This is a genomic window from Serratia surfactantfaciens (assembly GCF_001642805.2).
GTDB classification, from domain to species: Bacteria; Pseudomonadota; Gammaproteobacteria; order Enterobacterales; family Enterobacteriaceae; genus Serratia; species Serratia surfactantfaciens.
This window is the reverse complement of the sequence record NZ_CP016948.1, coordinates 2280193-2305843: the sequence shown is the minus strand read 5'-3', so window position 1 is coordinate 2305843 and position 25651 is coordinate 2280193. Positions and strand designations below refer to the sequence as shown.

Here is a 25651-nt window from a genome sequence, read left to right as displayed (position 1 = left end):
ATGATCGATCTACTGCCCCTGACGCTGGAAGGGAATGAACCCGCCGAATGGCAAGGTGAAACGCCGCAGCTGCGCTGGCGTTGGCAAGGGGAAGGGGTATTGGAGCTCACGCCGCGGCAGCCTTATCGCCAGGCGATGGTGGTGTCTGCGGGCGTGCATGGCAACGAAACTGCGCCGATTGAACTGCTCAATCAGCTGGTCGGCGATCTGCTGGCCGGCCGCTTGCCGCTGACGGTGCGGCTGTTGGTGGTGCTGGGTAATCCGGCTGCGATGCGTGCGGGCAAGCGTTACCTGCACAGCGACATGAATCGTATGTTCGGCGGCCGCTATCGCAACTTTGCCGCCAGCGGGGAAACGGCGCGTGCCCAGCAGCTGGAGCGCACGCTTGCCGCCTTTTTTGATGGCGAGCAGGCGGCGCGTTTCCACTACGATCTGCACACCGCCATTCGCGAGTCGCACTTGCCGCGCTTCGGTATTCTGCCATTTCAGAAACGGCCGTACAGCGATGCTATGTTAACGCTGCTGGACGCCGCCGACCTGGATGCGCTGGTGGTGCACAGCGCGCCGGGCGGTACTTTCAGCCACTATTCCAGCGAGCAACTCAATGCCGCGAGCTGTACGCTCGAGCTGGGCAAGGCGCGGCCGTTCGGCAGCAACGATCTGCAGCAGTTCGCCGCCATCGATCGCGCTCTGCGGGCGGCGGTCAGCGAAGGGGCGTTGCCGGTGCGCGTGGGCGATGCGATCCGGGTATTCCGTGTGATGCACTCGTTAATCAAACACAGCGAGGATTTCAAACTGCACCTGGACGATGATACGGCCAACTTCACCGAGCTGAAAGCGGGCATGTTGCTGTGCGAGCAGCCGCAGGAGGAATACCGCGTCGGCCAAGAGGGCGCATGGATCCTGTTCCCTAATCCCAATGTGGCGCTGGGGCTGCGTGCCGGGATGTTGCTGAACGAAGTTTCCCGCTCTACGTTGTATTGAATTATCCACGGTGGCGCCGTCAGCGCGCCGCCGTTATTCCTTTAATTACTTTAATCTGCTATTTCCCGCTATTTTAATTGCCTCAAAGCGAATTTTATTCGCCGCAGATGCCTGCATTTCCGCGCATCAATAAAGATCCTATTAGGCCGTTATAGAAAAGCCTTAATTGCCTGATGTCTTTGTTAAGATAAAAATGTGAAATAAGTAACGTTTTTAATAACCATGCTAATCTTGTTGCTATTTTTGAATCGCGCAGAAAGCACGCAAAACGAAACCAAAATGCACTATTTTAGTGCAGTGCACCATTTTGGTTATAACTTATGTGATAAAATATTCTTATATTCAATGGGTTGGCTGGTTATTTTGTGGTAATATTTGGTTACAAATAAACATGCTTTCTCCTCGTTGTTTCATGAACTTTTTGATTTTAAGTTTTGATTCATGATGCTAATGTCACATCACCCCCACATTAGGGGCGCTCATAAAATACCAAAAGATAAAATCACAGCCCAAATTATAAATTGGGCGTGACGGGCAGGGTTCTAATTATAATATCTAGGAAAATAAATGATGAAACGCAGTGTATTAGCCTTAGCTGTCGCCCTCGGGGCGGTCACCTCCTTCGCCAACGCGGCTGAAATCTATAATAAGGATGGCAATAAACTCGACCTGTACGGCCGCGTTGCTGCCAAGCACGTTTTCAGCAAAGACAAAGGTGAAGACGGGGACAAAACTTATGTTCGTCTGGGTTTTAAAGGCGAAACCCAAATCAACGATCAGCTGACCGGTTACGGCCAGTGGGAATACCAGGTTGCTTCCAACCACGACGAAGCGCAGGGCACCACCGGCACCAAAACGCGTTTGGGCTTCGCCGGCCTGAAGTTTGCCAACTACGGCTCATTCGACTACGGCCGCAACTACGGCGTGGTGTATGACGCCGAAGCCTACACCGATATGCTGCCGGAATTCGGTGGCGACTCCTACAGCTACACCGACAACTACATGACCGCGCGTTCCAACGGCCTGGCGACCTACCGCAACCGAGACTTCTTCGGCTTGGTAGAAGGTCTGAACCTGGCGTTGCAATACCAGGGTAAAAACGACGGTGACGGCCGCAGCGTGACCAAGCAAAATGGCGACGGTTACGGCATGTCTCTGGACTATCAGGACATCGGCGGCACCGGCATCGGCGTAGCGGCGGCGTTCTCCGACTCCAACCGCACCAGCGATCAGAAGGCGCTGAAGTACGGTAAAGGCGACAAGGCCACCGCCTGGACCACCGCGGTCAAATATGATGCCAACCAGGTCTACCTGGCGGCCATGTATGCCGATACGCGCAACATGACGCCGATCAGTGGCAACGGCGTTTCCGGCTTCGCCAACAAAACGCAAAACTTCGAAGTTGTGGCCCAGTACCAGTTCGAGAACGGTCTGCGCCCGTCCGTGGCCTACGTGCAGTCTAAAGGCAAGGATATTGAAGGGATTGGCGACGTCGATCTGGTGAAATACGTGGAAGTGGGCGCGACTTACTACTTCAACAAAAACATGTACACCTACGTCGACTACAAGATCAACCAGTTGAACGACGATAACAAACTGAAGCTGAGCACTGACGACATCGTTGCCGTCAACCTGACCTATCGCTTCTAAGTTTCTCTCATTACCTTCATCCTGTGTCGGGATCGGTAATCAGGCAGGGCGCAAGCCCTGCCTTCGTTTTATTGGGAACTCAGCCTTTTGGCGCCAGCCCCACCAGCTCAATGGCGGAACGCAGCGCGGCGAAACGCTGCTGATCCTGCTCATGCTCTATTTCGGTCACCAGCTGTGAAAGAATATTGCCGCCGGATACCTTTTTGTGGTTTTTGATTAACTGCAACACCGCGTCGCCTAACGCCAGGCTGACGTCGCGCAGCAGAGTTTCATAATGCTCGTTAGAATGAGCCGATGCTGACATGACCTTTCTCTGTCTCTCTTCTTCGGGAGCCGCAATTTAGCAAAACAGCGGCCTCATGCCTCGGAGGAAGACGAAGTTTCCGATGAAATCAGAAATTCCTCAGCCATCAGCGTGGGAAAGGATTAAAAATCCGAGTATTCGCTGGCCGGCAACCAAAAGCCGTCGATAAACTCTTCCATGGGATAACAGCCGGCGTGGCGCAGGTTCTGTTCCTTCATCGCCACCAGGCATTGCGGTTCGTCGCGCAATATGTCGACTACCATCTCACTGCAGCCGCCATCCAGATAACAGACAAACATCACCAATGCGTACATCGTTGCACGCCTCCTTCGTCGAGCCGCCCTGTCTGCAACAGTGTAGGCAAAAAAGCGCGATTTTTCAGCATCATTGCCTGATATATCGCCACCGAAGCGCGGCTTGCGGCACTTTCGGAATTCTCTAACCCTTTCTGGCGTCGCGAGCGGATGGCATATCCTTTTGACGGTGCTAAGCTTAACAGGCCTTACTTCAACGCATTAGTGCAACCATCAAAAGGAGTGAATATGGGCTTGTTTAACTTCGTCAAAGAAGCGGGCGAAAAACTGTGGGACACAGTCACCGGCAATGCCTCCGCCGAAGATCAAAGCGCCAAACTCAAGGAGCATCTCGATAAGAGCGGCTTGCCGGGTACCGACAAGGTCGATGTGCAGGTCGTCGATGGGAAAGCCGTCGTAACCGGCGACGCCGTCAGCCAGGAATTGAAAGAGAAGATTCTGGTCGCGATCGGCAACGTGGCGGGTATCAGCGGCGTGGAAGACAAGGTGGCGGTCGCGCAATCCGATGCCGAGAGCCGTTTCTATACCGTGAAGAAAGGCGATACGCTGAGCGCGATTTCCAAAGAGATGTACGGCAACGCCAATTTGTACAACAAGATTTTCGACGCCAACAAACCGATGCTGTCGAGCCCGGACAAAATCTATCCGGGGCAAGTCTTGCGCATCCCGCAATAACCCGACGTTCCGCCATAGCCCGGTTGCATGCCGGGCTTTTTTGGCGTCCTGTCATAAGCATCTTTTATTTCCCTTCGAACCCAATAAAAGTTACCTATATCTGGCGCTTCCTGTCGTTTGCCTGATGGGGGAGTGTTGACCCTGATGGTGAAAATTGATAGCGTCATGCCCCGGTTGAGGCCTGAAAGACCATGATGGCGGCTTCAATCCCATTCTGAGGGGGCGTCTTGCCCCATCAAGCAGCAATGCAGTAGTTGAACGAGTGAAAACCGATTTAGTGAAACAACAGCGCAATGCCTCAACGGATAAAAACTATCGAGAAACCTTGGGTGATGCGCAATTTGCGATCGTCGTGCTGGCGATTGCGTCCTGCTCGCTGATTATTTTTACGCTGGCGGTCACGTTGTGGGTGACCTGACGCGATTAACTAGGGGAGATAAAATGGAGCCTAATCTCCATGATGAAACCAAACTGCTGGCGATTATCGGCCTGTTGGTTTCCGTGCTGCTGGTCGTATCCATTCTTTTTGGCGTGACCTATTTTTCCGATCTCAGGCACGCGCAAGACGATATCGACATCAAAAGCTGCTATATCAAAGCGCCTTAATCCGCGCGAATGCGCCTGAGCGTGGTCGTTCTCCGGGGGAGGCTGTCCTGTGCTAAGCTGGGGCGGTTGCCTTTGGCGAATCGGCGTCATTCAGGAGGTCTTTGCGATGAGTCAGTCCCGTCCTACGCGTTCTTTACCTTCACGCGAGCGCCCCGTCGTTGACGGCGTGCGCCAGATCCAGCGTATTGCCGTGCGTAACGCCGAAGTGGGGGGCATTCCGATCAACCGCGCGTTGCCCACTCGTGAGCGACGCACCGTCGGTGCCTGGTGTTTTCTCGATCACGCCGGGCCGACGGTATTTAACGGCACGTCGCCTGGCATGGATGTGGGGCCGCATCCGCACACCGGTCTGCAAACTTTTACCTGGATGATCGAGGGGGAGGTGTTGCACCGCGATAGCCTCGGCAGCGAACAGCTGATCCGCCCGGGCCAGGTCAATCTGATGACTGCGGGACACGGCATCGCGCATACGGAACAGTCGGTGGGCGAAGCGCGCCGATTACACGCCGCGCAACTGTGGATTGCGTTGCCGGCCGAGCATGCCGATATGGCGCCGCGTTTTGATCATTACCCTGATTTACCGCACTGGCAAAATAATGGCGTGAATCACCGTTTGTTGGTCGGCGAGTTTGGCGCTTATCGTTCGCCAGTGTTTACCCTTTCGCCGCTCATCGCCATTGATATGGAATGGCAGGAAACGGCGACGATAACATTGCCGCTGCGCGAGGATTATGAAATCGGTTTTCTGCCGCTGATTGGCACCTTTGAACTTAATGGCGACATCTTTTCACCTGACGAGTTTGCCTATTTGGGCATAAAAAATAACTCTATCGAGTTAAATGCTCAAAAAGGCAGCCGGGGATTATTAATCGGCGGAACGCCGTTAAACGAAGAGATCCTTATCTGGTGGAATTTTGTTGGCCATAGTAAGGCAGACATTATTCAGGCCCAGCATGATTGGGAGCAAGGAACACCGCGTTTCCCTGCCGTTAGCGGCTATTCCGGCGAGCGAATGACCGCGCCGCGCCTGCCCTGGAGCGATGTTTGATAGCATTAAGCTATAATCGCCGCGATTATTCGGTTTATTTTGCTCTAATAAGGCGCAATTAATGTGATCGCGGCACCAGCTTTACGACAATATAAGCTTTCTCGGCGAAACAGTGATCGGGTTCATATAACGACAATGAAAAGAAGTTTAGGATAATCCTCAGGAAGTCAGGCTGTCTCCCGTTAGTCAGATGTCAGTGAGGTCATTATGAGCCAGGTACTCTATCGTGCAAGACTGTCCCATGTCGTGATCGCTACGGCGCTGTTTTGGGTCTCTGTCGCGGCATTATTGGTCGCCGTGTTAAATTAACCTCAAAAAATGACTCCTGCATAAACCCGCTTCGGCGGGTTTTTTTTCGCCAACATCTGGTGATATTGGCAGTACGCTTATACTTAATGGCATCTTCAAATAAGCGTTAAGGATAATCATGAAGCTATTCGCCGACATTTTGCTGCTGCTAATTGCCGCTCTCCATCTTTATATCCTGGTGCTGGAAATGTTCCTGTGGCGTGCGCCGCTCGGCAGACGGGCATTCGGCACGACGGCGGAGTTTGCCGCGGCCACGTGGGTATTGGCCGCCAATCAGGGGTTGTACAACGGCTTTCTGGCGTTGGGACTGGCATGGGGTTACTGGCGCGAGGATATCGCTCTGCAGCTGTTCTTTCTCGGCTGCGTGCTGGCTGCCGGCGTGTTCGGCGGACTGACCGCCAATCGCAAGATCCTGTGGGTGCAGGCGTTGCCGGCCCTGATCGCGCTGCTGGCGGTATGGGGCGCACGCTAACCCGCCGGTTTACGGCGGGGAAGGTCAGGCGGATTTTTGGTGAATGACGTGCAACGGCGGATCGATGTGCAGATCGACGCTCAAATCCTGGCGGAAATCATAAGGCGTGATATTAAAACGCTTTCTGAACATGTAGGTGAAATGGGACTGCGAGCCGAAACCAAAGTCCAGGGCGATATCGAAGATCGACGCTTCGCTGCTGCGCAGTTGATAGACCGCGCCGGCCAGACGGCGTTCGCGAATGTATTTGCCCAGCGAAATCCCTGTCGCTTCTTTGAACAGCTTCTGCATGTGCCACAGCGAGTAGCCGGAGTACTCGGCCAGCTCTTCGAGATGGATCACTCGCCCGAGGTGAGTTTCGACCCATTTGCTGAGGGCGCAGACCAATGAGAGATGGTGTTCTTGTATCATCAGTGCGTCAGTGTGAGATCTACATAGCGGTGAAGTATACACAACTTGCCGCCGCGGACAAAAACGCCGCCGATGGCAGAGGGCAATTATTCGGAAAAACCGTTCAACCGCCGCTTGTCAGTCGAAAGGAAAAACGGCTAATCTGAGACTGTCGCCGCCGCGGTGGGTGACGCAGAGCAGGCCACAGCAAATAACCGCCAAAACAGAGTCAGCCGTAACAACTCAACGTTGATGGGGTGATCGCATGTTAATGACAGTGATTATTACTCTGGTTGTAATCGTGGGCGTCGGCGCTTTTATGGCGATGCCGGTGATGAGCATGAAAAATGCGGAAGGTGTGGGAGGTGAAGAGCCGTGAGATCAAGAGAATTTGCCCGCCGCTGAGCAGGGCGATCGCCAATCGGGAAAGCCTGGGTCAGAAACCCGGGCTTTTTGTTGCGTGATGGCTTAAACGTTTTTCCGCTCGACGGTTTCCTCTCCCCAATACAGCTGGTCGGCGGTGGTTTTAGCGAACGCCTTCTCCAACGCTTCGTCGCTGCCTTCTTCCCAGATCTTCTGCGCCAACACTTCGTCGTTCCCTGCCAGTTCAAAAATGGCTTCGGCGATTTCCACCGAAGTTTCACGCACTGTCGCCCAGGATTTCACATTGTGATTCGCCATAACTTTCTCCTGTTGGTTGTGGCTTAGGGGTGGTTTTTGCCACCGTCATGCTGCAAGTATAGGCCAATCCGCCGCGGGCTTTTGCTCGGTGGTGCGCAGAATGGGGAAAAAGGCGGGGAGAGCAGGCAATGCCGCGGGCGGCGTGTTATTCTGTGCGGCGTTTGAATCAAGAGGAAAAATTATTATGTCTGACATGCTGAGCAACGAGCAGGAACTGGCTTCCGATCTGGTCGCTTGCCAACTGGTCATCAAACAGATTCTGGACGTTATCGACGTGATTGCGCCGACCGAAGTGCGCGACAAGATGGCGGGCCAGCTCAAAAGCATCGATTTCTCCACCCACCCTGCCGGCGCCGATCCGGTGACTCGCCGAGCGATTGACAAGGCGATTGCGCTGATCGAAATGAAGTTTACCCGCAACTGAGGCGGGGCCGCCGCAGCGCGGCGGCATCTGGCGGTGGCGGTTAATCCACCACCGTTTCGATTTTCTTGAACAGCGGGCAATCGGCTACGCCGATGAAACCGTTGTCGCCATTGACATACTGGGCGATCGCCACGTTGCGCGCCGTCAGATATTTGCACTGCAAACCCAACCCGCCGACGTTCTTGTTGCTGCCGATCAGCACGCCGTAGCCCGAGATCAAAAAACCGCCGTAAATGACCGCCAACACCAGAACCCACTTAATCAATTTGCTCATTGCGCTTCCTCGTTATCCCTGAGTGTGCATCTAGCCACGGCGGCGGCGTGAGGGCAAGGGTAACAGTCTGAAAAATGGGCGGTAGCCAGAAATCTAAACGACAAGTTAAACTTCGTTTAACTTCGCTGTGATAACATGCGCAATAGATTACCCAGATAACAATGAGGCTGCTAAATTTGTTGCGAAAAAAAATCCTCGTGATAATGACGGCCGTCGCTGCCTGCCTGTTTTTCTACCTGTTGGCGCTGGACAGTTATTGCGACGATGGCGGAAATTTCGCGCTGGGCATCTGTTCGGTGACGCGCTTCGTGCCCTGGTAAGCTTTTTTGGCGGGGATGTTCGCACGACCGCTGCGAGTGTTAAGATGGCGGCCTGAATGTCGCAGTAGATAGGGTTGTCCATGTACGATTTAGGTTTTGGCCAGAACGGCCTGCTGTCGCTGGCCCTCGCCGCCGTGGCGTTGCTGGTGGGGCTGTGGGTCTGGTTCCTGGTGAACCGCGCCAGCGTGCGCGCCAACGAGCAGGTTCGCCTGCTGCAGGAAATTGCCGAGCAGCAACGCCAGCAAACGGCGCTGTTGAAGCGTCTGGCGCACAGCGCCCGCGGCGCCGATGCTGACGCGGATGACGACGAACTCAGCCCCGCGCTGAACTTCAAAGGTTTTATCCCCGAACGCTGAACATGTGCTCCGGCTGGCGGCCGCGCCGCCGGAGCGCCTCAGTAAAACACCATACCTTGATAGGGGATTTCCCGGCACGCCGCCAGGCGGCTGGCCAGATCGCCGGCATGAATCTCCAACTGATGCCCATCGGGATCGAGAAAATAGAGCGATTCGCCTTCGCTGCGATTGCTTTTCCACTCTTCTACGCCGCTCTGGCGCAATCGCTCGCTGACCTGCTCCATGTGCTCCGGCGCTACGCTGAAGGCGTAGTGGGTATAATCGCGCGCGTTTTGTGGCGTGCGCGATTCATCCACCGACAGGCACAGCCACAAGGCCCCCAACGAAAGATAGGCGCCGCCTTGCCAACGGGCGTGCGGGATAAATCCCAACAGATGATGATAAAAATCGACGCTGCGATCGAGATCGTGGACGGCGAGCGTCAGATGGTTGAGGCCGGTCAACATGTAGGCGTTTCCTGGGCGGTAAACAGGCAAAAAGTGTACGCAGGCGATGAGGAAAGATAAAGGGGATAAAACATTAGTATAGATAATGTGAAAACCGGCGACGCTGTCATAAAACTGTCGTATAGACATCGTAATGTAGCGCGAACCTTACAAAAGATGGATAAAGCCGATGATTAAATGGTACGAAGAAAGCGATGCCGAAGTGAACCGCAGCATCGCGCTGCTGACCGGAGAGAACCCGGACAAGTGGTATCCTTACGGTGGTGTGAAAGGTAAAGATTACTGCAAGAATCCCTCCGATGCCTGGCCGATCATTTGCGCCAACAAAATCAGTCTGAACCCCGACCAGCAAAACGACAGCCCGCAGTGGCAAGCGCGCATGAGCACCCAGGGCGGTGAATGGCAGGCGGACTGCGCCAGCCCGCTGCGCGCGGCGATGATCTGTTTCCTGATGAGCCAACAGGCTAACTGATTCGATAAAAATACCGGTGATTGGTAAGAGTTTCTCCTTTTTCTAATAACAGAGCTGTCGTTGGCGGAGGCTGTTTATGAAGCGCATTATCAAAGGTGATAAAAACTTGTCTCATCTGGTGATTGCCCACGCGGCGATCGATCGTCATGCCGAAAGCTTCGGCCAGCGTCGTCAGGGGTGGCCTTCGACCTACCTGATAAAATATCAAAACGATCGCGTGGCGGTGGAAGTGGTTACGCGTAGTCAATCTTATGTCGCGACGCTGATGATCGGCGCGCGCAACCTGACCAAACTGTGCGGTATGCCTGGCTGAACGCCGTCATTACTCGCTCTCCCTCGGTTAAAAAATCGCGCTCCGGCCTACCGTCTCGGGGCGCTACTCCTTGATGCTCACGGGGTTAAGTGTTAAAAAGCCGCCCGCAGATACATTTATTGATTGGTGAAATCTTGGCCGATAACGGCAAGGGTGTACGCCATATGAGGATAAGATGGGCGGTCAGCATCAGGATACCCCGCTAAAACGCGGCTTAAAAAACAGACATATACAGCTTATTGCCCTCGGGGGCGCCATCGGAACCGGTTTATTTCTCGGCATTGCGCAAACCATTAAAATGGCCGGCCCCGCCGTGCTGTTGGGCTACGCCATCGGCGGTTTTATCGCGTTTTTGATCATGCGCCAACTGGGCGAAATGGTGGTGGAGGAGCCGGTCGCCGGATCTTTCAGCCACTTTGCCTATAAATATTGGGGCGATTTCGCCGGCTTCCTTTCCGGCTGGAACTATTGGGCGATGTTCATTCTGGTCGGCATGGCGGAGTTGACCGCCGTCGGCATCTACATTCAGTACTGGTGGCCGGAGATCCCCACCTGGGCCTCGGCCGCGCTGTTCTTCGTGCTGATCAACCTGATCAACCTGGTGAACGTGCGCCTGTACGGCGAAACCGAGTTTTGGTTTGCGATCATCAAAGTGGTGGCGATTGTCGGCATGATCGTGTTCGGTGCCTGGCTGCTGGTCAGCGGCAACGGCGGACCGCAGGCCAGCATCACCAACCTGTGGCAGCAGGGCGGCTTTATGCCGCACGGCTTCTCCGGGCTGGTGATGGCGATGGCGGTGATCATGTTCTCGTTCGGCGGGTTGGAAATGGTCGGCATTACCGCAGCGGAAGCCGCGGACCCGCGTCGCAGCATTCCCAAAGCCACCAATCAGGTGGTGTACCGCATTTTGATCTTCTATATCGGCTCGCTGACCGTGCTGCTTTCGCTCTATCCGTGGGGACAAGTGGTGGAGGGCGGCAGCCCGTTCGTGCTGATCTTCCATGCGCTGAACAGCAATCTGGTGGCGACCGTGCTCAACGTGGTGGTGCTGACCGCCGCGCTGTCGGTCTACAACAGCGGCGTTTATGCCAACAGCCGCATGCTGTTCGGGCTGGCTAGCCAGGGCAATGCGCCGAAGGCGCTGACGCGCGTCAACAAACGTGGGGTGCCGGTGCTGTCCATCGCGCTGTCGGCGCTGATTACCTCGGTCGGCGTGCTGATCAACTACCTGATGCCCGGCAAGGCGTTTGAGCTGCTGATGGCGTTGGTGGTGTCCACGCTGGTGATCAACTGGGTCATGATCTGCCTGGCACACCTGAAATTCCGCGCGGCGAAGAACCGGCAGGGCGTTATTCCGAGCTTTAAAGCGCTGTGGTATCCGTTCGGCAACTACCTGTGCCTGGCGTTCCTCGGCCTGATTCTGGTGATAATGTATTTCAGCGAAGGGATCCGCATTTCGGTGTTGCTGATGCCGGTGTGGGTTGCGGTGCTGTGGGGCGGGTTTATGCTGACGCGCCGCAAAGGCGCCAAGCGTTAATCTGCGTGCGGAGGCGTATTGGCGCCTCCGCTCTCTTTTCGTCAGCCGCGCGGCATAAAGGCGCGCCCCTCACTGCGATCCCGCCCCAGCAGTTTCCGACACAACAGCAGCAGAGTGCTGATCACGTCGATGGCCACCACGCTGAGCATCAGCAGGGTCAACATGAAGAACCCGAGCAGCGAACCGCCCAGCACCACCAGCGGTGCAGGTACGCGCAGGCGGCGCAGCTTCATGGCGAAATACATTTTCCAGTATTGCTTCTGCGCCAGCAGCGCGCTGCGAATACGGCGTCCCAGGCCTGCGCCTGATTTACGGGATGTAGAACGGCTCATAACTTCTCCTTTTCTGTATGCCCTACAAGTCAATCACAAAGATCTTAAGAGAGTCTTAACGGGCTCTTGGCGGCCCTGGCTGCTCACCGAAGTGAGACAACAGCATACGGCAAAAGCTCCCGCGATGCAGCGCACGGCTGACGAAGTGCGAGCTTCATCGGGTTTGTTACACTGAAGGTCATGCCCGTGCGGGGCGCAGCGGTCGGGAGAAGAGGCTGAATGAAAAGAATCAACCGTTATTACGACGCGGCCAAGGCGCATCACACGCCGGAGGGATTTCGCAACCCGGAGCCTTCGCAGCGCCAGGAGGGCGACCTTCAGCGTTGGCAGGATGAACGCAAGCGGCAGGGATTGCCCAAGCCGCCGCAGCACGGTTACGCGCAGTTTACCGAGCGCTGGTGGCAACCTGCCGATCTCAGCGGCAGCGACGACAGCGTCTGGTGGTTGGGGCATGCCTCAATGCTGCTGCGGTTGGGGGGGCGCTATGTCCTGATCGATCCGGTGTTGTCCGAACGCGCGTCGCCGCTGAGCTTTTACGGCCCGAAACGCAGAACGCCGCCGCCGCTGGCGGTGGGGCAACTGCCGGCGGTGGACGCGGTGCTGATCTCTCATAACCATTATGACCATCTCGACAGACGCACGGTGCGGCAACTGGCGCGGCGTTTTCCTCGGGCCGAGTTCATCGTGCCGCTCGGATTGAAACGCTGGTTTCGCCGCTATCGGCTGAACGTGCATGAGCTGGACTGGTGGCAGAGTCTGTCGTTGGGCGAGCTGACGGTCTACGCTACGCCGGCGCGGCACTGGAGCATGCGCACGCTGTGGGATCGCAACCGTTCTCTGTGGTGCGGCTGGGTGATCCACCATCCGGCGCTGCGCTTCTACTTTTCCGGCGACAGCGGCTATTCGGAGCGGCTGGCGGAGATCGGACACCGGCTGGGGCCGTTCGACGTGGCGGCGTTGCCGATAGGGGCCTATGCGCCGCGGTGGTTCATGCAGGAACAGCATATGGATCCGCAGCAGTCGGTGACGCTGTATCGACAGCTGAATCAACCACGCGCCATTCCCATCCATTGGGGGGTGTTCGAATTGGCGGATGAATCGCTGGATGAGCCGCCCCATCAGTTGAATCTGGCGTTGAGCGAAGCGGGGTTGGAACAACATCAATTCCATCCGCTGAAGATTGGCGAGCGCATTGCGTTGCAGAACTTGCAGCAAGCATCGCCTATCCGCCCGCCGGAGGAATAATGTCAACGGTTTGAAAGCGTGACAGTAATTAGCAGAATTGATAAGCGCGGGCGGTGATTCAAATAACCACTCTGTTTCAGGATTTAATTCAACGTTGAACTTTCACCATGCATAAGATTATTCCGGCTATTGAGGCTAACAGCCTTCGGATTATTTATCCAGAAGCCGCAGGCCGGCGGAGACGCGCCATGGCTTTGCATGCTTATGCATCCGTTGCGCAGGGCGTGGCGCTGCCTCTTGCCCGCGTGGCGCTGCCGTTTGCGCCGTTTGGCAGCAGGGCTGAAGACCGGCGATGAGTGCGTTCTCGTGCGGTAAATGGTCGGAGGAGCATGGCGTAAATGGCTCCCCGTTCATCGATATTCAAATGTTGCATATCAAATTCCATAAAGATTCAAATTTTTTAACGCTATAAGCGCAGAAAAGGTGAAAAAGAGCGGATAGACATGCGTCAAAACGATGAAAGTTTTGTTAAAACATCACCAGAATGCGGGGCTTGGCGCGATGTTTTCGGCAAGCAGAAAATAGCCGATGCTTCAACATCTTTTGGCCTATTTAGGCAAATGTGGCTCTCGACCGTTTCAAATATGTGCGACATGTCGTTCAGTGATTAAAAATGGCTTGCCATCGCATACAGAGTATGTGATAACGCATCTGGGTAAAACGAGGTACAGTTCTGTATATGTGTGGCATTTTCAGTAAAGAAGTTCTGAGTAAAGACGTTAGCGTTGAATACCGCTTCTCTGCCGATCCTTATCTTAGTGCCTCAAGCAGTAACGACTCTAGTTTGTCTATGTAACGCCCTCGGGCGGTTTAAACAATCCAAAGGAAATACTCAAGATGGCAAAGATCAAAGGTCAAGTTAAGTGGTTCAACGAGTCTAAAGGTTTCGGTTTCATCACCCCGGCTGACGGCAGCAAAGACGTGTTCGTACACTTCTCTGCAATCCAGGGTAACGGCTTCAAAACCCTGGCTGAAGGCCAGAACGTTGAGTTCGAAATCCAAGATGGCCAGAAAGGTCCATCTGCAGTAAACGTTACTGCTATCTAATCAGCGTCAGCTGTACAAAAAGCCCGCCTTCGAGCGGGCTTTTTCGTTTCCGTCATCCGGCGGCGATGATGATGGCGGCATACTGGTTACGGCCTTTGATCCCCGGATGCGTCGGATCCTGCGCGCGCCGGTGGCTGTTGCGGCGATAGCTGGTGTATTTGTAGCGCTGCGGCCGCTGTGGGTCGACGTCCGGCGTGCAGATGGTGCAGCTGCCGGCGCGGTCAACGGCGGCGAAGCCCAGCGCCGCCAGCTTGTATTCGGCAATCGCGGCCAGATCCAGATGCCGATAATGCGGGCTGATCAGCGCAGCGGGCAGCGGCAGGCGCTGTTTAAAATTTTCAACCAGCGCTTCATCGACTTCGTAGCAGCACGGGCCGGCGGCGGGGCCGATAGAAACCACCCAATCGGCGGTGTCGCCGTCCTGGCGAATGCGCGCCGCCATCTGTTCCAGAATGCCGTCCAGCAACCCGCGCCAACCGGCGTGTACCGCCGCGATGGCGCCGCCATCACGGCGGCTGAACAGCACCGGCAGGCAGTCCGCCGTCAGCACGCTGAGCAGAATGCCGGGTTGGCGGGTGTAGAAACCGTCGGCCTCACCGCACGCCTGCGCCGGTTGCAACACGTCGACGATGCGGGTGCCGTGCACCTGCTTCTTTTCCGGCAGCGTAGCGCTGTAGGGCAGCAGATGCCCTGGCAGCAGCGCGAGTTTGCTGCCGAAGCCGTGCTGAATGTGGGGCACCGCATCGAGCAGCGCGGAACGATCGCTCATAAGTTATTTTCACCTGCGTGATAAAACAGACTCTCAGTGTAGCCAGCTTTTTCCCCGCTTGGCCAGGTGTTGTTGGCGGTGAAAGCGAGCGGGGATGCGCCTTGCATCGGGCCGGCGCCTTCTTTAGACTAGCCGCGCCCTGTCTTTCTGGAAGCCCATTCATGTCTTATCAATGTCCCCTGTGTCATCAGCCGCTGCATTTTTCCTCACAACAATGGCGTTGCGACGGCAATCATCAGTTCGATCAAGCGAAAGAAGGCTACGTCAATCTGCTGCCGGTGCAGCACAAGCGATCGAAGCAGCCGGGGGACAGCGCGGAAATGATGCAGGCGCGGCGCGCATTTCTCGACGGCGGATTTTATCAGCCGCTGCAAGAGCAGGTCGCCGAGTGGCTGGATTTGGCGCTGGCGGCCGATGCAGGCGCGTTATTGGACATAGGCTGTGGGGAAGGGTACTACACCGCCGCCGTGGCCGCACGGCTGGCACAGAAGCGCAATATGACGGTCTATGGGCTGGACGTCGCCAAGGTGGCGATCCGCTATGCTGCCAAACGTTATCCGGCGGTCTCGTTCTGCGTCGCCTCCAGCCACCGTTTGCCGTTCGCCGACGGGGCGCTGGATGCGGTTCTGCGCATTTATGCGCCTTGCAAGGCGGAGGAGCTGGCGCGGGTGGTAAAACCGGGCGGCGTAGTGGTGACGGTTTCGCCGGGGCCACGCCATCTGTACCAGCTGAAAGAGCAGGTGTACCAACAGGTGCAGCTGCATGCCGAACAGGACGAACAGTTCGCCGGTTTCGACTGCGAGCGCAAAGAGACGCTGGCCTATACGATGACCCTGCCGGGGACGCAGGCCGCCAATCTGCTGCAGATGACGCCGTTCGCCTGGCGCGCCACGCCGGAGGTGCAGCAGCGGTTGGCCGACGGCGGGGAGTTTGTGTGCGAGACGGATTTCGTCCTGGCGCTGTATCGGCGTCGGGCTTAAAAGCGCCGGGCTCAGAAACAAAAAAACCTGCCGCGGCAGGTTTTTTTTGCAGAGCAATCGCCTCAGGCCAGATAACCGAGGTGTTCCAGCAGGATGTTGACGCCGATGCCGATCAGCACCACGCCGCCGAGGATCTCGGCGCGTTTGCCCAGCAGCGGGCCGATAAAGCGGCCGATCATCATGCCCAGCGTCGCCATGATCATGGTGGCGCAGCCGATGGCCATCGCGGTGTGCACGATATTCACCTGCAGGAAGGCCAGACCGACGCCGATTGCCATGGCGTCGAGGCTGGTGGCGATGGCGGTGGCGACCAGCAACCAGAAGCCATGACGTTTGACCTTCTCTTCTTCATCGGGCCTGTTGCGCACCCCTTCGACGATCATGCGCATGCCGAGAATGAACAGCAGCGAGAAGGCGACCCAGTGGTCCCATTCCATGATGTATTGACTGGCGAACAGGCCGATGGCCCAACCGATGAGCGGGGTGATCGCTTCGACCACGCCGAAGATCAGGCCGGTGCGGATCGCTTCGCGGAAACGGGGCTGATGCAGACTGGCGCCTTTACCGATCGAAGCGGCGAAAGCATCCATGGACATGCCGAAAGCGAGAATAAGTGTTGCTGAAAGGTTCATGTGAAATAGCCTCGGCCGGGTGGCTCCATATACACGTAACCCACCCCCAACCAAACGACGGAGTTACGTGTCTATGGTCTCGCCAACCTTACCTGGCTGCCCGCACCACGTTTCTTACGGCGAAACGAGTATGTTGATACGGGCGTTTCTGGCGTTTTATTCTCCAGAAACCGGCTACTCCCCAATGACGGCGCAACCATACCATATTATTTCCGCCACCGACAACCTTATTCTGTGGCAATGTTTGTTCTTAATTGAGACTCGTTTTCATTAATCTAATTTCATCTGGGAATATAATGTAGCCAGGGGTAACAATGTTGCGGAAATAATAGTCAGAAGGGAATTACGCTGCCGATTAATTATCCATAAGCAGCGCAGGGTTTGAGCAATGGAAAAATGACTGTTTCTTTATTTATTGATTATCAACAAAAAAATGATAAATCTTCTCCAGGTCGTCCAGGTGCGTCACTTGAACCAACAACCGGCGCTGTTCCAGATCGACGGCCAGAATGCCATCCTCCGATAAATTCATGGCTTTAATGCGGTTATATTCGACAAACACATTGGCGAAGAAAAAACCGTGCGCTTTAAACAGCATCTTGGGGGAGCGAATATAAAAGATATAGATCGCAAGCAGCGCTAAAGAAATAAGCAGATAGGTGGTGAGTACCGCACCATTGTCGGTGACATTGCGGTAAATCAGAATGGCGATCAGGCCGACGAAAATCAGGCTGTCGAGGCGGTTGCGGCGTTTGAGCGGCACTTTAAGCCGCGTTTTGCCTTTCAGCAGATCCATGCCGAATTCGTCATACAGCGAGTACAGCAACAGCAGGGCGATAAACAGCATCAGTACGGCGTCGGTCAGTGACATCTCTTGCTCCACACATAAAAAAGCCGGGGGTCGCCCCCCGGCCGTTTCTAACGATTACAGGCCCAGCAGGCCAATCCAATAGCCAAAGATGCCGATGACGAAGAAGCCGATGATGATCCACAGCGCGTTGACTTTCTTGCGCAGCAGCCACATACAGGCGAAGGTCAGCAGCAGTGGCACCAGGCCCGGCATCAACTGGTCGAGGATGGTCTGCACCGTGGTGACGTTGGTATGCCCGGTCTGGTCGGTTATCTTGGACACCACCAGCGGGATATTCACGTGCGTCCACTTGTTGACCAGCGCCCCCATGACAAACAGGCCGAGAATGGACGCCCCTTCCGTCAGTTTCTGCAGGAAACCACCGCCCATGTCGTTGACGATATCCACCCCTTTACGGTAACCGTAGGCCACGCCGTAGTAGCGGGTCAGCAGGCGCACCAGGTTGAACAGCACGAAGAACAGGATCGGCCCGAGCAGGCTGCCGCTCATGGCGATGCCGGCGCCGAGCGCGGCGAACACCGGCCGCACGGTGCCCCAGAAGATCGGGTCACCGACGCCTGCCAACGGCCCCATCAAACCGACCTTGATGCCGTTGATTGCGGCGTCGTCAATCGGCGCGCCGTTGGCGCGTTGCTCTTCCATCGCCATGGTTACGCCGAGCACCGGCGCCGCCACGTAAGGGTGGGTGTTGAAGAACTCAAGGTGGCGCTTGATCGCCTGTTTGCGATCGTCATTGTTTTCCGGATACAGGCGGCGGATCACCGGCACCATCGAGAAGCAAAAACCCAGCGCCTGCATGCGTTCGAAGTTCCATGAACCCTGGAACAGGTTCGAGCGCAGGAATACGCCGCGAATATCGGCCGGCGTGAGTTTCTTTTGAGCAGTCGTATCAACCATTTCTCTCACCTATTCCTAGTCGAGTTCGTTATCGAGATCGTTCGCGTTAGCCGGGCCGGCCTGTACAACCTGAGACTTGTTGTATTTCGGGCTGAGCTGGATATACAGCACGGCCATCACCACGCCGATGACGCCGAGCGCCACCAGGTTGAAGTTGGTGAAGGCGGCGGTCACGAAACCGAGATAGAAGAACGGCATCAGGTAGCCGGCACGCATCATGTTAATCACCATTGCGTAACCGACCACCACGATCATGCCGCCGGCGATGTTCAGGCCGCTGGTGACCACTTCCGGGATCGAGTTGAGCAGGGCGTGTACCCCGGCGGTACCGACCGAGATGGCGACGATGACCGCCGGGATGGCGATGCGCATCGCCTGCAGCAGCAGGGCACCGACATGGATCCAGCTAATGGCGCGCAGGCTGCCGCGCTCCGCTGCGCTGTCCGCCGCGTGCTGGAAGGCTACGGTGAGGGTACGCACGATGATGGTCAATACCTGGCCGGCTGCCGCCAGCGGAATGGCCAGGGCGATACCGGCGCCGACGCTTTGCCCGCCGGCGATGACCAGAATGGTCGAGATGATGGAGGCCAGGGCGGCATCCGGCGCGACCGCCGCACCGATGTTCATCCAGCCCAGGGCGATCATTTCCAGCGTACCGCCGATGATGATGCCGGTTTTCATGTCGCCGAGGATGAAGCCTATCAGGGTACAGGCGACCAACGGACGGTGGAACTGGAACTCGTCGAGGACGGAACCCATCCCGGCGATACAGGCAACGATAAATATCAGCACAATCTGAAGAGTGGTGATCTCCATTGCACTTCTCCTATGACCAAAAAAGCTCTGAGTAAAATAATCAGCGGCTGGCGCCACTAATTGAGTTTGTTAATCAGGTCCATCATTTTTAGCCGGCTGTCGGACGAGACCTTGCGCACCTCCAGCTCGATACCGCGATCGTTCAGTTTCTTAAACGCTTCGATATCTTTTTCATCGACGGATACGGCGTTGTTCACCTGGGTTTTCCCCTGACGGAACGCCATGCCGCCGATATTGACGGATTTGATATCCACGCCGCCTTCCACCAGCCGCCAGACGTCGGTCGGGTTGGTAAACAGCAGCATCACGCGGTCGTTGGCGTATTTCGGGTTGTTCCAGACGCGGATGGCCTTCGCCACGTCCACCACGTGGGCGGTGACGCCCGGCGGGGCGACCTGAGTCAGCAGAGTTTTGCGCACATGGTCGGCAGCGACTTCGTCGCTGACGACGATGATGCGGCTGACGTTGGTCTCTTTGGTCCAGCGGGTGGCGACCTGACCGTGAATTAAGCGGTCATCGATGCGCGCCAGGCCGATTTTCATGTGGTCGTTCGGCCCCAGCGGCGCCTGAGGGGCAGCGGCTTTGGCGACGGGTGCTGCGGGTTTTGCGGGTTCTTCCTGCGGTTTTTTCAGCGCTTTCACGCCTTCGCGGCCGGTTTCCAACGCCAGCGCCACCAGTTCATCGAAAGCGGGGTTGTCGTCCCGCGCCATGAAGGTTTCCACCAGCATCGGAATGTTGACTCCGGTGACGACCTCATAGTGTTCTTTGTCGACCGCAATGCGGCTGGCGGCGTTGAACGGGCTGCCGCCCCAGGTATCCACCAGGAACAGCACGCCGCCGCTGGTATCCAACCCACTGATTTTTTCATTGTATTTGACGATTAACGTTTCGGCATTCTCACCGGGAACGAAGTCTATAAAGGCGACGTTGTCCTGCTCGCCCAATAGCATCTCCGCCGTTTTCAGCAGTTGTTCCGCTGCAGCCCCGTGTGTGCCGATGATAATAGCTATTGCCACTCGCTACCTCCTCGTTGAACTCCAGGCGCGGTTTGTGTCGTTCCTCCGCGCCGTTTTGGCAGTCACTTCCGCGGTTCAGATACATTATGGTAGAAAAAAAGAAACGCACCCCTAACATTTCTCACGCAGTTTCAAATGCCTGTGCGCGATATTTCACGAACGCGCCATTTATTTTAGTGAGTGAAAAAATATTTTTTGTGACGTTGCTCCGCTATTGAATGCTCGGAGAAATCTTAGCTGTCATGGGGGATATGACGGAGCGTCATCCTAAACCGTCGTTGAAAAAGCCGCTTTGTCCCCCAGAAAAATCCTGATACAGTAATTTCCTCTTTCATCACTAAGGAGTGAAGGGCCTCAGCCCTCCCTATGGACTGTCACCGAAGTTACTGTTTTTCCAGGTTTCACCCGCCACCTGCTGGCGTTACATATGCTGTTCGGCCGTCCGGCCACCTCCCGGTAACCCCATTCCGTCACCTTGCTATTGTCGACTGCGCCCATGCAGCGGCGGCATCGTCACGTCTGAGCGGCTTGCGCTCATTCCCACTTTTCTCTGGAGTCTGATATGGAATTTTTAATGGACCCCTCTATTTGGGCGGGGTTGCTTACGCTGGTGGTGCTGGAAATCGTGCTGGGCATCGACAACCTGGTGTTCATCGCCATATTGGCCGACAAGCTGCCGCCGAAGCAGCGCGATAAAGCGCGCATCATCGGCCTGTCGCTGGCCTTGTTGATGCGTTTGGGCCTGCTGTCGGTGATCTCCTGGATGGTGACGCTGACCACGCCGCTGTTCAGCGTAGGCGATTTCAGTTTTTCCGGCCGCGATCTTATCCTGCTGTTCGGCGGGGTATTCCTGCTGTTCAAGGCCACCATGGAGCTGCATGAACGGTTGGAGGGGCAGTCGCATCAGGACGGCGCCAACCGCGGCTACGCCAAGTTCTGGGCGGTGGTGGTACAGATCGTGATTCTGGACGCGGTGTTCTCGCTCGATGCGGTGATCACCGCCGTGGGCATGGTGAACGATCTGCCGGTGATGATGGCGGCGGTGGTGATCGCAATGGCGGTGATGCTGCTGGCATCCAAGCCGTTGACCAACTTTGTCAACGCGCACCCGACCATCGTGGTGCTGTGCCTGAGCTTCCTGTTGATGATCGGCCTGAGCCTGATCGCCGAAGGCTTCGGCTTGCACATTCCTAAAGGCTATCTGTATGCCGCGATTGGCTTCTCGATCCTGATTGAATTGTTCAACCAGATCGCGCGCCGTAACTTCATTAAGCATCAGGCGCGTCGCCCGATGCGCGAGCGCACCGCGGAAGCGATCATGCGCCTGATGGGGCAGCAGCGTGCGCAGCAGACGGACGACGCGGTCGCGTTGCCGAGGGATGAAACCTTTGCGGCGGAAGAGCGTTATATGATCAGCGGCGTGCTGACGCTGGCCTCGCGCTCATTGCGCAGCGTGATGACGCCGCGCACCGAGATCTCCTGGGTCGACTGCGAGCGTTCTCGCGAAGAGGTGCGCGCACAGCTGCTGGATACGCCGCACAGCCTGTTCCCGGTATGCCGCGAGTCGGTGGATGAGATTGTCGGCGTCGTGCGCGCCAAGGATCTGCTGGTGGCGCTGGAACAGGGTGAAGATATCGCCGAGTTCGCCGCCCGCACGCCGCCGATCGTGGTGCCGGAAACCATGGATGTCATCAAGCTGCTGGCGGTGCTGCGTCGCGCCAAAGGACGTCTGGTGGTGGTCACCAACGAATTCGGCGTGGTGCAGGGGCTGGTGACGCCGCTGGACGTGCTGGAGGCGATTGCCGGTGAATTCCCGGACGAAGATGAAACGCCTGACATCGTGGCGGAAGGCGACGGCTGGCTGGTGAAGGGGGGGACCGACCTGCACTCGCTGGAGCAGGCCCTGGCCTGCGATGACCTGGTCAGCCCTACCGCCGACTACGCCACTCTGGCCGGGCTGCTGTTGGCCCATTATGGCCAGATGCCGGTAGCGGGGGATACCATCGAGTTGAACCACCTGCGTTTCGATATCGTCGAGGTCTCCGAATACCGCATCGAACTGGTGCGCGTTACCCGCGTCGTGTTTGACGAATCAACGCATTCGTAACCTTCCCGCCGGAGGCTCAGGCCTCCGGCGTATTCTCTTCTGCTTTCCTGACGCGCGATTCGTACTGCTGTAACCACAGGGGGAAAACGTGGATCGGCATCGGCTTGGCGAAATAATACCCCTGCAGGGCATTGACCTCACGCGAGCGCAAATAGTCGGCCTGCTCCGCCGTTTCTACCCCTTCGGCCACCAGTTTCAGCTTCAGGCGCTGCGCCAGCGTAATGATGGTGTCGGTTACCGTGGCGTTGACCGCGTCGGTGCCGATGGCGGCGGTAAACCCGCGGTCGATCTTCAACACGTCCGGGCTGAGATTTTTCAGGTAGCTCAGCGAACTGTGGCCGGTGCCGAAGTCGTCGATAGCCAGCATGATGCCCATGTCTTTCAGCGTGCGGATCTGGTCGTACTGGATCGCCGACAGCGCGGTGCGCTCGGTCAGCTCCAGCATCAGTGACGGCATCGGGTGCGCCGGCAGCCAAATCTGACGGATATCGTCGATGATATCGAGCGTTTTAAAGTGCTCGGCGGCGACGTTGATGCTGATGTAAAACGACGGCCGCGGCGGGAACAGCTGCAGGTTTTCCGTCACGGTGTTCAGCAGATAGCGGGTGAGCGGAATGATCAGCTCATGCTGTTCGGCCAATGGGATAAATACGTCGGGCGAGATCCATCCCTGCCGCTTCTTTTTCCAACGCAGCAGCATCTCGACGCCGGCGCAGCGCCCGGTGTCGCTGTGGATGATCGGCTGGCAGTAGACGCGAAATTCCCGATGGGTGATGGCATGGCCGATGTGATAAGACAGGCTCATGCGGTTAGCGGTAAGCAGATAGACCACATAGGCCGCCAGCAGGCTGATCAGCAGCGCCAGCGGAATATGGCGCGGCAGCGCGGAAAGCGCGAGCATGCCAATCTGTGGCCCGAACAGTGAAATTGAGAAGGGGTACAGCGCGGAACCGGCGGTGTAGCGCAGATCGTTAGTCAGGGTATCGCGGCTCAATATTTCACGGCGGCCATACTCCAGGCTGCTGTCGGCGACGTTCAGCACCACTCGCTGAACATAAGGTTCCTGCGGCTCGAGTAAAAAGTTGGACAGCAGTTCGATATTGAAGACGTGCAGCACGCCGCTGGTTTTATCGGTGGGAGATGGCGTCCACAATACTAACGTGGGGAGACCTTTGCTGACCGCCAGCGAAGGGCGCAGCGCCAACCGGGCATTGCTGTTGACCAGGGTCGGCATCACTGCGGCCATCTGATAATGGCGGGCGCCGAACAGGCTGGAGCAGTAAATGATGCCGTTTTTCACCAGCAGCATGGCGCGCAGCGCCTGATTTTGCGCGGCGCGAAAACGCAGGGTCGATGAGACGTTCTCGCAGGGCTGATCCAGCATATCCATACTGCGTTCCGCCTGTAGCTGCGCCGGGCTCAACAGTTGGTTGATCTTGCCAACGGTACGGGTGGCCAACGTCTGTTGGCTCTGTTCGATGCTTTTGACCTCTTGGTAGTAACGGGTATACAGCGATACCAACAGAATAGCCACGCCCACCGCTCCGGCCAGCAGCCAACGGTAGTAACGATATCGGGACGCGGCGAGGTGGGTCATCAACATCCGGTAAATCCTTGTTCGGTAATCCAGCTCCGAGTCACAGTCAGACCATAGATCCTTAAGTTGCGCTCGGCTAATTCTAGCCTGAGGTTATACAAGATTGATGGTAACTCAGTAAATTATTTCAGTTTGGTAAAACAGAAGGCCAATTTGCAGGCTAACCGTCGGATCGATGAGAAAAATGCAGGATATTTTTTGGTGACATTGTCACTAAAGCGGCCAATGAATTGATTACCCATAAAAAACCCCGCCGGCGGCGGGGTTGTCTGTCAGTCGCATTGCACCTTGATCGCCAGGCCGCCGCGAGAGGTTTCACGGTATTTGGCGTTCATGTCTTTGCCGGTTTCGTACATGGTTTCGATCACCTTATCCAGCGAAACGCGCGGTTCGCTGGTGCGGCGCAGAGCCATGCGGGCGGCGTTGATCGCTTTGACCGAGGCGATGGCGTTGCGCTCGATGCACGGCACCTGCACCTGGCCGGCGACCGGGTCACAGGTCAGCCCCAGGTTGTGTTCCATGCCGATCTCTGCCGCCACGCACACTTGCTCAGGGCTGCCGCCCAGCAGTTCGGCCAGGCCGGCCGCCGCCATGGAGCAGGCGACGCCCACTTCCCCCTGGCAGCCGACTTCGGCGCCGGAAATGGAGGCGTTCATCTTGTACAGCGCACCGATCGCACCCGCTGCCATAAAGTAGCGGATGTAAATGTCGGGGCTGACAGACTCAATGAAGTGATCGTAGTAAGCCAGCACGGCAGGCACGATGCCGCAGGCGCCGTTGGTTGGCGCAGTGACCACGCGTCCGCCGGCGGCGTTTTCTTCGTTAACCGCCAGTGCGAACATGTTGACCCAGTCGATCACGTTCATCGGATCGTTGGACAGTTTGTCCGACGCCACCAGCATGCGGCGCAGCGCGGAGGCGCGGCGCGGTACGCGCAGCGGCCCCGGCAGCACGCCTTCGGTGTTCAGACCGCGATCGATACAGGCGCGCATGGTTTGCCAGACGTTACCAAAGTAGGTGTCGATCTCTTGCTTGCTGTGCAGCGCCAGTTCGTTCTGCATCACCATGCCGGACAGCGACAGCCCGGTCTCGCGGCAGTGGTCGAGCATTTCGCGCGCGGAGTTGAACGGATAAGGCATTTGCAGTTCTTGCTCGGCTGCCTTGCCGAAGTTCTCCTCGTCGACGATGAAACCGCCGCCGATGGAGTAATAGGTCTTGCTGTACACTTCTTTATCGCCGGCGAAGGCGTGAACCTGCATGCCGTTTTCATGCAGCGGCAGGTTGTCGCTGCGGAAGACCATGCCGCCGTCGCGTGGGAAATCGACTTCATGCAGGCCGTTGGCCAGCATCAGGCGTTGACGTTGTTCTACATCGCGAATAAAACCCGGAATGCTATCGATATCGACGGTGTCCGGCATGTTGCCGGCCAGGCCGAGAATGATGGCGATATCGGTATGGTGACCTTTGCCGGTCAATGAGAGTGAGCCGTAAACGTCTACGGCAACACGCGTGATAGAAGGCATCAGGCCTTTATTTACCAGATCGTCGACAAACTGTTTGCCGGCTTTCATCGGTCCAACCGTATGAGAGCTGGACGGGCCGATGCCGATCTTAAACATGTCGAAAACGCTAATCACGCTAAAACTCCTTAAAGAGACGTATTGTTATGGCTGCGGCGGTTAAAAACCGCGCAGGGAACAGCGATATTGTAAAAGGGCCGTGCGGGTTCGGCTGCCTTTTTCGCATGAAATTAAATAATCCGTGGTG

The 25651-nt window shown here is 56.5% G+C and carries 34 protein-coding genes and 1 riboswitch; of the genes, 19 read left to right on the top strand and 15 right to left on the bottom strand.

Going from position 1 to position 25651, the window contains the following annotated elements:
• Together astE and ompC are read left to right on the top strand one after the other, a co-directional pair.
• Complete coding sequence (gene astE / locus ATE40_RS10900) at nt 1-984, top strand: succinylglutamate desuccinylase (protein ID WP_019452862.1); 984 nt, start codon at nt 1-3, stop codon at nt 982-984.
• A 567-nt stretch (nt 985-1551) separates the two neighbouring features.
• On the top strand, nt 1552-2634 hold the full coding sequence (gene ompC, locus ATE40_RS10895; protein ID WP_063918503.1) for a porin OmpC: 1083 nt from the start codon (nt 1552-1554) through the stop codon (nt 2632-2634).
• Nucleotides 2635-2713: 79 nt separating this feature from the next.
• On the opposite strand, the gene ATE40_RS10890 is transcribed toward ompC, so the two are convergent.
• Together ATE40_RS10890 and ATE40_RS10885 are read right to left on the bottom strand one after the other, a co-directional pair.
• Nucleotides 2714-2938 (bottom strand): biofilm development regulator YmgB/AriR family protein, encoded by a 225-nt coding sequence (locus ATE40_RS10890; RefSeq protein WP_063918502.1) that lies wholly within the window; start codon nt 2936-2938, stop codon nt 2714-2716.
• A 122-nt stretch (nt 2939-3060) separates the two neighbouring features.
• On the bottom strand, nt 3061-3252 hold the full coding sequence (locus ATE40_RS10885) for a YdfD/YebW family protein (RefSeq protein ID WP_004934567.1): 192 nt from the start codon (nt 3250-3252) through the stop codon (nt 3061-3063).
• A 228-nt stretch (nt 3253-3480) separates the two neighbouring features.
• Here ATE40_RS10885 and lysM point away from each other — a divergent pair, with 228 nt between their 5' ends.
• From lysM to ATE40_RS10870, 5 genes are all read left to right on the top strand, one after another.
• A complete protein-coding gene (lysM, locus tag ATE40_RS10880) occupies nt 3481-3927 on the top strand; it encodes a peptidoglycan-binding protein LysM (protein ID WP_019452859.1) in 447 nt (148 codons plus the stop codon).
• 262 nt (nt 3928-4189) lie between these two features.
• The gene (locus ATE40_RS24885; RefSeq protein ID WP_019452858.1) at nt 4190-4345 is read left to right on the top strand and encodes a hypothetical protein; all 156 of its coding nucleotides are present in this window, start codon (nt 4190-4192) and stop codon (nt 4343-4345) included.
• A 23-nt stretch (nt 4346-4368) separates the two neighbouring features.
• On the top strand, nt 4369-4533 hold the full coding sequence (locus tag ATE40_RS24880; protein ID WP_019452857.1) for a hypothetical protein: 165 nt from the start codon (nt 4369-4371) through the stop codon (nt 4531-4533).
• A 106-nt stretch (nt 4534-4639) separates the two neighbouring features.
• Nucleotides 4640-5581: a pirin family protein gene (locus ATE40_RS10875; RefSeq protein ID WP_063918501.1), complete on the top strand. Its 942-nt coding sequence runs from the start codon at nt 4640-4642 to the stop codon at nt 5579-5581.
• 427 nt (nt 5582-6008) lie between these two features.
• Nucleotides 6009-6362: a DUF1304 domain-containing protein gene (locus ATE40_RS10870; protein ID WP_019452855.1), complete on the top strand. Its 354-nt coding sequence runs from the start codon at nt 6009-6011 to the stop codon at nt 6360-6362.
• Between the two features lie 24 nt (nt 6363-6386).
• Here the strand turns inward: ATE40_RS10870 and ATE40_RS10865 are convergent, their stop codons facing one another.
• Nucleotides 6387-6773 carry a helix-turn-helix domain-containing protein gene (locus ATE40_RS10865; RefSeq protein WP_004927697.1) on the bottom strand — a complete coding sequence of 129 codons (387 nt, stop codon included), beginning with the start codon at nt 6771-6773 and terminating at the stop codon, nt 6387-6389.
• 447 nt (nt 6774-7220) lie between these two features.
• Complete coding sequence (locus ATE40_RS10860) at nt 7221-7433, bottom strand: YccJ family protein (protein ID WP_004927694.1); 213 nt, start codon at nt 7431-7433, stop codon at nt 7221-7223.
• Nucleotides 7434-7617: 184 nt separating this feature from the next.
• On the opposite strand from ATE40_RS10860, the gene ATE40_RS10855 reads away from it, so the two are divergent.
• On the top strand, nt 7618-7857 hold the full coding sequence (locus tag ATE40_RS10855) for a DUF2766 family protein (RefSeq protein WP_004927692.1): 240 nt from the start codon (nt 7618-7620) through the stop codon (nt 7855-7857).
• Between the two features lie 40 nt (nt 7858-7897).
• On the opposite strand, the gene ATE40_RS10850 is transcribed toward ATE40_RS10855, so the two are convergent.
• Nucleotides 7898-8131 (bottom strand): YobH family protein, encoded by a 234-nt coding sequence (locus tag ATE40_RS10850; protein ID WP_004927690.1) that lies wholly within the window; start codon nt 8129-8131, stop codon nt 7898-7900.
• 176 nt (nt 8132-8307) lie between these two features.
• Between ATE40_RS10850 and mgrB the strand changes: the two genes are divergently transcribed.
• Both mgrB and ATE40_RS10840 read left to right on the top strand, forming a co-directional pair.
• Nucleotides 8308-8451: a PhoP/PhoQ regulatory lipoprotein MgrB gene (gene mgrB / locus ATE40_RS10845; RefSeq protein ID WP_016927395.1), complete on the top strand. Its 144-nt coding sequence runs from the start codon at nt 8308-8310 to the stop codon at nt 8449-8451.
• An 80-nt stretch (nt 8452-8531) separates the two neighbouring features.
• Nucleotides 8532-8807, top strand: a complete 276-nt coding sequence (locus tag ATE40_RS10840) for a YebO family protein (RefSeq protein ID WP_019452852.1) — start codon at nt 8532-8534, stop codon at nt 8805-8807.
• Between the two features lie 38 nt (nt 8808-8845).
• On the opposite strand, the gene fos is transcribed toward ATE40_RS10840, so the two are convergent.
• The gene (gene fos, locus ATE40_RS10835) at nt 8846-9253 is read right to left on the bottom strand and encodes a fosfomycin resistance glutathione transferase (RefSeq protein ID WP_019452851.1); all 408 of its coding nucleotides are present in this window, start codon (nt 9251-9253) and stop codon (nt 8846-8848) included.
• 169 nt (nt 9254-9422) lie between these two features.
• On the opposite strand from fos, the gene ATE40_RS10830 reads away from it, so the two are divergent.
• The 3 genes from ATE40_RS10830 (at nt 9423) to ATE40_RS10820 (ending at nt 11575) form a co-directional block, all read left to right on the top strand.
• Nucleotides 9423-9725 carry a phage protein NinX family protein gene (locus ATE40_RS10830; protein WP_019452850.1) on the top strand — a complete coding sequence of 101 codons (303 nt, stop codon included), beginning with the start codon at nt 9423-9425 and terminating at the stop codon, nt 9723-9725.
• A gap of 76 nt (nt 9726-9801) precedes the next feature.
• The gene (locus ATE40_RS10825) at nt 9802-10038 is read left to right on the top strand and encodes a DUF4060 family protein (RefSeq protein ID WP_004927680.1); all 237 of its coding nucleotides are present in this window, start codon (nt 9802-9804) and stop codon (nt 10036-10038) included.
• A gap of 175 nt (nt 10039-10213) precedes the next feature.
• Nucleotides 10214-11575 (top strand): amino acid permease, encoded by a 1362-nt coding sequence (locus ATE40_RS10820; protein WP_019452849.1) that lies wholly within the window; start codon nt 10214-10216, stop codon nt 11573-11575.
• 41 nt (nt 11576-11616) lie between these two features.
• Here the strand turns inward: ATE40_RS10820 and ATE40_RS10815 are convergent, their stop codons facing one another.
• A complete protein-coding gene (locus tag ATE40_RS10815; RefSeq protein WP_063918500.1) occupies nt 11617-11907 on the bottom strand; it encodes a hypothetical protein in 291 nt (96 codons plus the stop codon).
• 219 nt (nt 11908-12126) lie between these two features.
• Here ATE40_RS10815 and ATE40_RS10810 point away from each other — a divergent pair, with 219 nt between their 5' ends.
• The 4 genes from ATE40_RS10810 to cspE all read left to right on the top strand — a co-directional run bounded on the left by ATE40_RS10810 (nt 12127) and on the right by cspE (nt 14199).
• Entirely contained in the window at nt 12127-13152 is a 1026-nt protein-coding gene (locus ATE40_RS10810) for an MBL fold metallo-hydrolase (RefSeq protein WP_019452847.1), read from the top strand.
• Nucleotides 13153-13595: 443 nt separating this feature from the next.
• Nucleotides 13596-13763: a hypothetical protein gene (locus ATE40_RS24680; protein ID WP_154746349.1), complete on the top strand. Its 168-nt coding sequence runs from the start codon at nt 13596-13598 to the stop codon at nt 13761-13763.
• Between the two features lie 68 nt (nt 13764-13831).
• A complete protein-coding gene (locus tag ATE40_RS24185; RefSeq protein WP_002211058.1) occupies nt 13832-13948 on the top strand; it encodes a DUF2627 domain-containing protein in 117 nt (38 codons plus the stop codon).
• Between the two features lie 41 nt (nt 13949-13989).
• The gene (gene cspE, locus ATE40_RS10805) at nt 13990-14199 is read left to right on the top strand and encodes a transcription antiterminator/RNA stability regulator CspE (protein ID WP_002221949.1); all 210 of its coding nucleotides are present in this window, start codon (nt 13990-13992) and stop codon (nt 14197-14199) included.
• A 52-nt stretch (nt 14200-14251) separates the two neighbouring features.
• Here cspE and pgeF read toward each other — a convergent pair whose 3' ends face one another.
• Nucleotides 14252-14968, bottom strand: coding sequence for a peptidoglycan editing factor PgeF (gene pgeF, locus ATE40_RS10800; RefSeq protein WP_019452846.1), 717 nt, complete (start codon nt 14966-14968; stop codon nt 14252-14254).
• A 161-nt stretch (nt 14969-15129) separates the two neighbouring features.
• Here pgeF and rlmA point away from each other — a divergent pair, with 161 nt between their 5' ends.
• Nucleotides 15130-15948 (top strand): 23S rRNA (guanine(745)-N(1))-methyltransferase, encoded by an 819-nt coding sequence (gene rlmA, locus ATE40_RS10795; protein WP_063918499.1) that lies wholly within the window; start codon nt 15130-15132, stop codon nt 15946-15948.
• Between the two features lie 62 nt (nt 15949-16010).
• Here the strand turns inward: rlmA and mntP are convergent, their stop codons facing one another.
• The 5 genes from mntP to manX form a co-directional block, all read right to left on the bottom strand.
• A complete protein-coding gene (gene mntP / locus ATE40_RS10790; RefSeq protein ID WP_025159822.1) occupies nt 16011-16580 on the bottom strand; it encodes a manganese efflux pump MntP in 570 nt (189 codons plus the stop codon).
• An 11-nt stretch (nt 16581-16591) separates the two neighbouring features.
• Nucleotides 16592-16775, bottom strand: a riboswitch (yybP-ykoY riboswitch).
• Nucleotides 16776-16992: 217 nt separating this feature from the next.
• A complete protein-coding gene (locus tag ATE40_RS10785; RefSeq protein WP_019452843.1) occupies nt 16993-17451 on the bottom strand; it encodes a DUF986 family protein in 459 nt (152 codons plus the stop codon).
• Between the two features lie 54 nt (nt 17452-17505).
• Nucleotides 17506-18348, bottom strand: a complete 843-nt coding sequence (locus ATE40_RS10780; RefSeq protein ID WP_015378157.1) for a PTS mannose transporter subunit IID — start codon at nt 18346-18348, stop codon at nt 17506-17508.
• 15 nt (nt 18349-18363) lie between these two features.
• Nucleotides 18364-19164, bottom strand: a complete 801-nt coding sequence (locus ATE40_RS10775; protein ID WP_015378156.1) for a PTS mannose/fructose/sorbose transporter subunit IIC — start codon at nt 19162-19164, stop codon at nt 18364-18366.
• 56 nt (nt 19165-19220) lie between these two features.
• Nucleotides 19221-20180 carry a PTS mannose transporter subunit IIAB gene (manX, locus tag ATE40_RS10770; RefSeq protein WP_025159821.1) on the bottom strand — a complete coding sequence of 320 codons (960 nt, stop codon included), beginning with the start codon at nt 20178-20180 and terminating at the stop codon, nt 19221-19223.
• A gap of 562 nt (nt 20181-20742) precedes the next feature.
• Here manX and ATE40_RS10765 point away from each other — a divergent pair.
• Nucleotides 20743-22287 (top strand): TerC family protein, encoded by a 1545-nt coding sequence (locus tag ATE40_RS10765; protein ID WP_063918498.1) that lies wholly within the window; start codon nt 20743-20745, stop codon nt 22285-22287.
• Between the two features lie 16 nt (nt 22288-22303).
• On the opposite strand, the gene ATE40_RS10760 is transcribed toward ATE40_RS10765, so the two are convergent.
• Both ATE40_RS10760 and sdaA read right to left on the bottom strand, forming a co-directional pair.
• A complete protein-coding gene (locus ATE40_RS10760) occupies nt 22304-23890 on the bottom strand; it encodes an EAL domain-containing protein (RefSeq protein WP_019452840.1) in 1587 nt (528 codons plus the stop codon).
• 266 nt (nt 23891-24156) lie between these two features.
• Nucleotides 24157-25521: an L-serine ammonia-lyase gene (gene sdaA, locus ATE40_RS10755; protein ID WP_025159820.1), complete on the bottom strand. Its 1365-nt coding sequence runs from the start codon at nt 25519-25521 to the stop codon at nt 24157-24159.
• Nucleotides 25522-25651 lie beyond the last annotated feature (130 nt).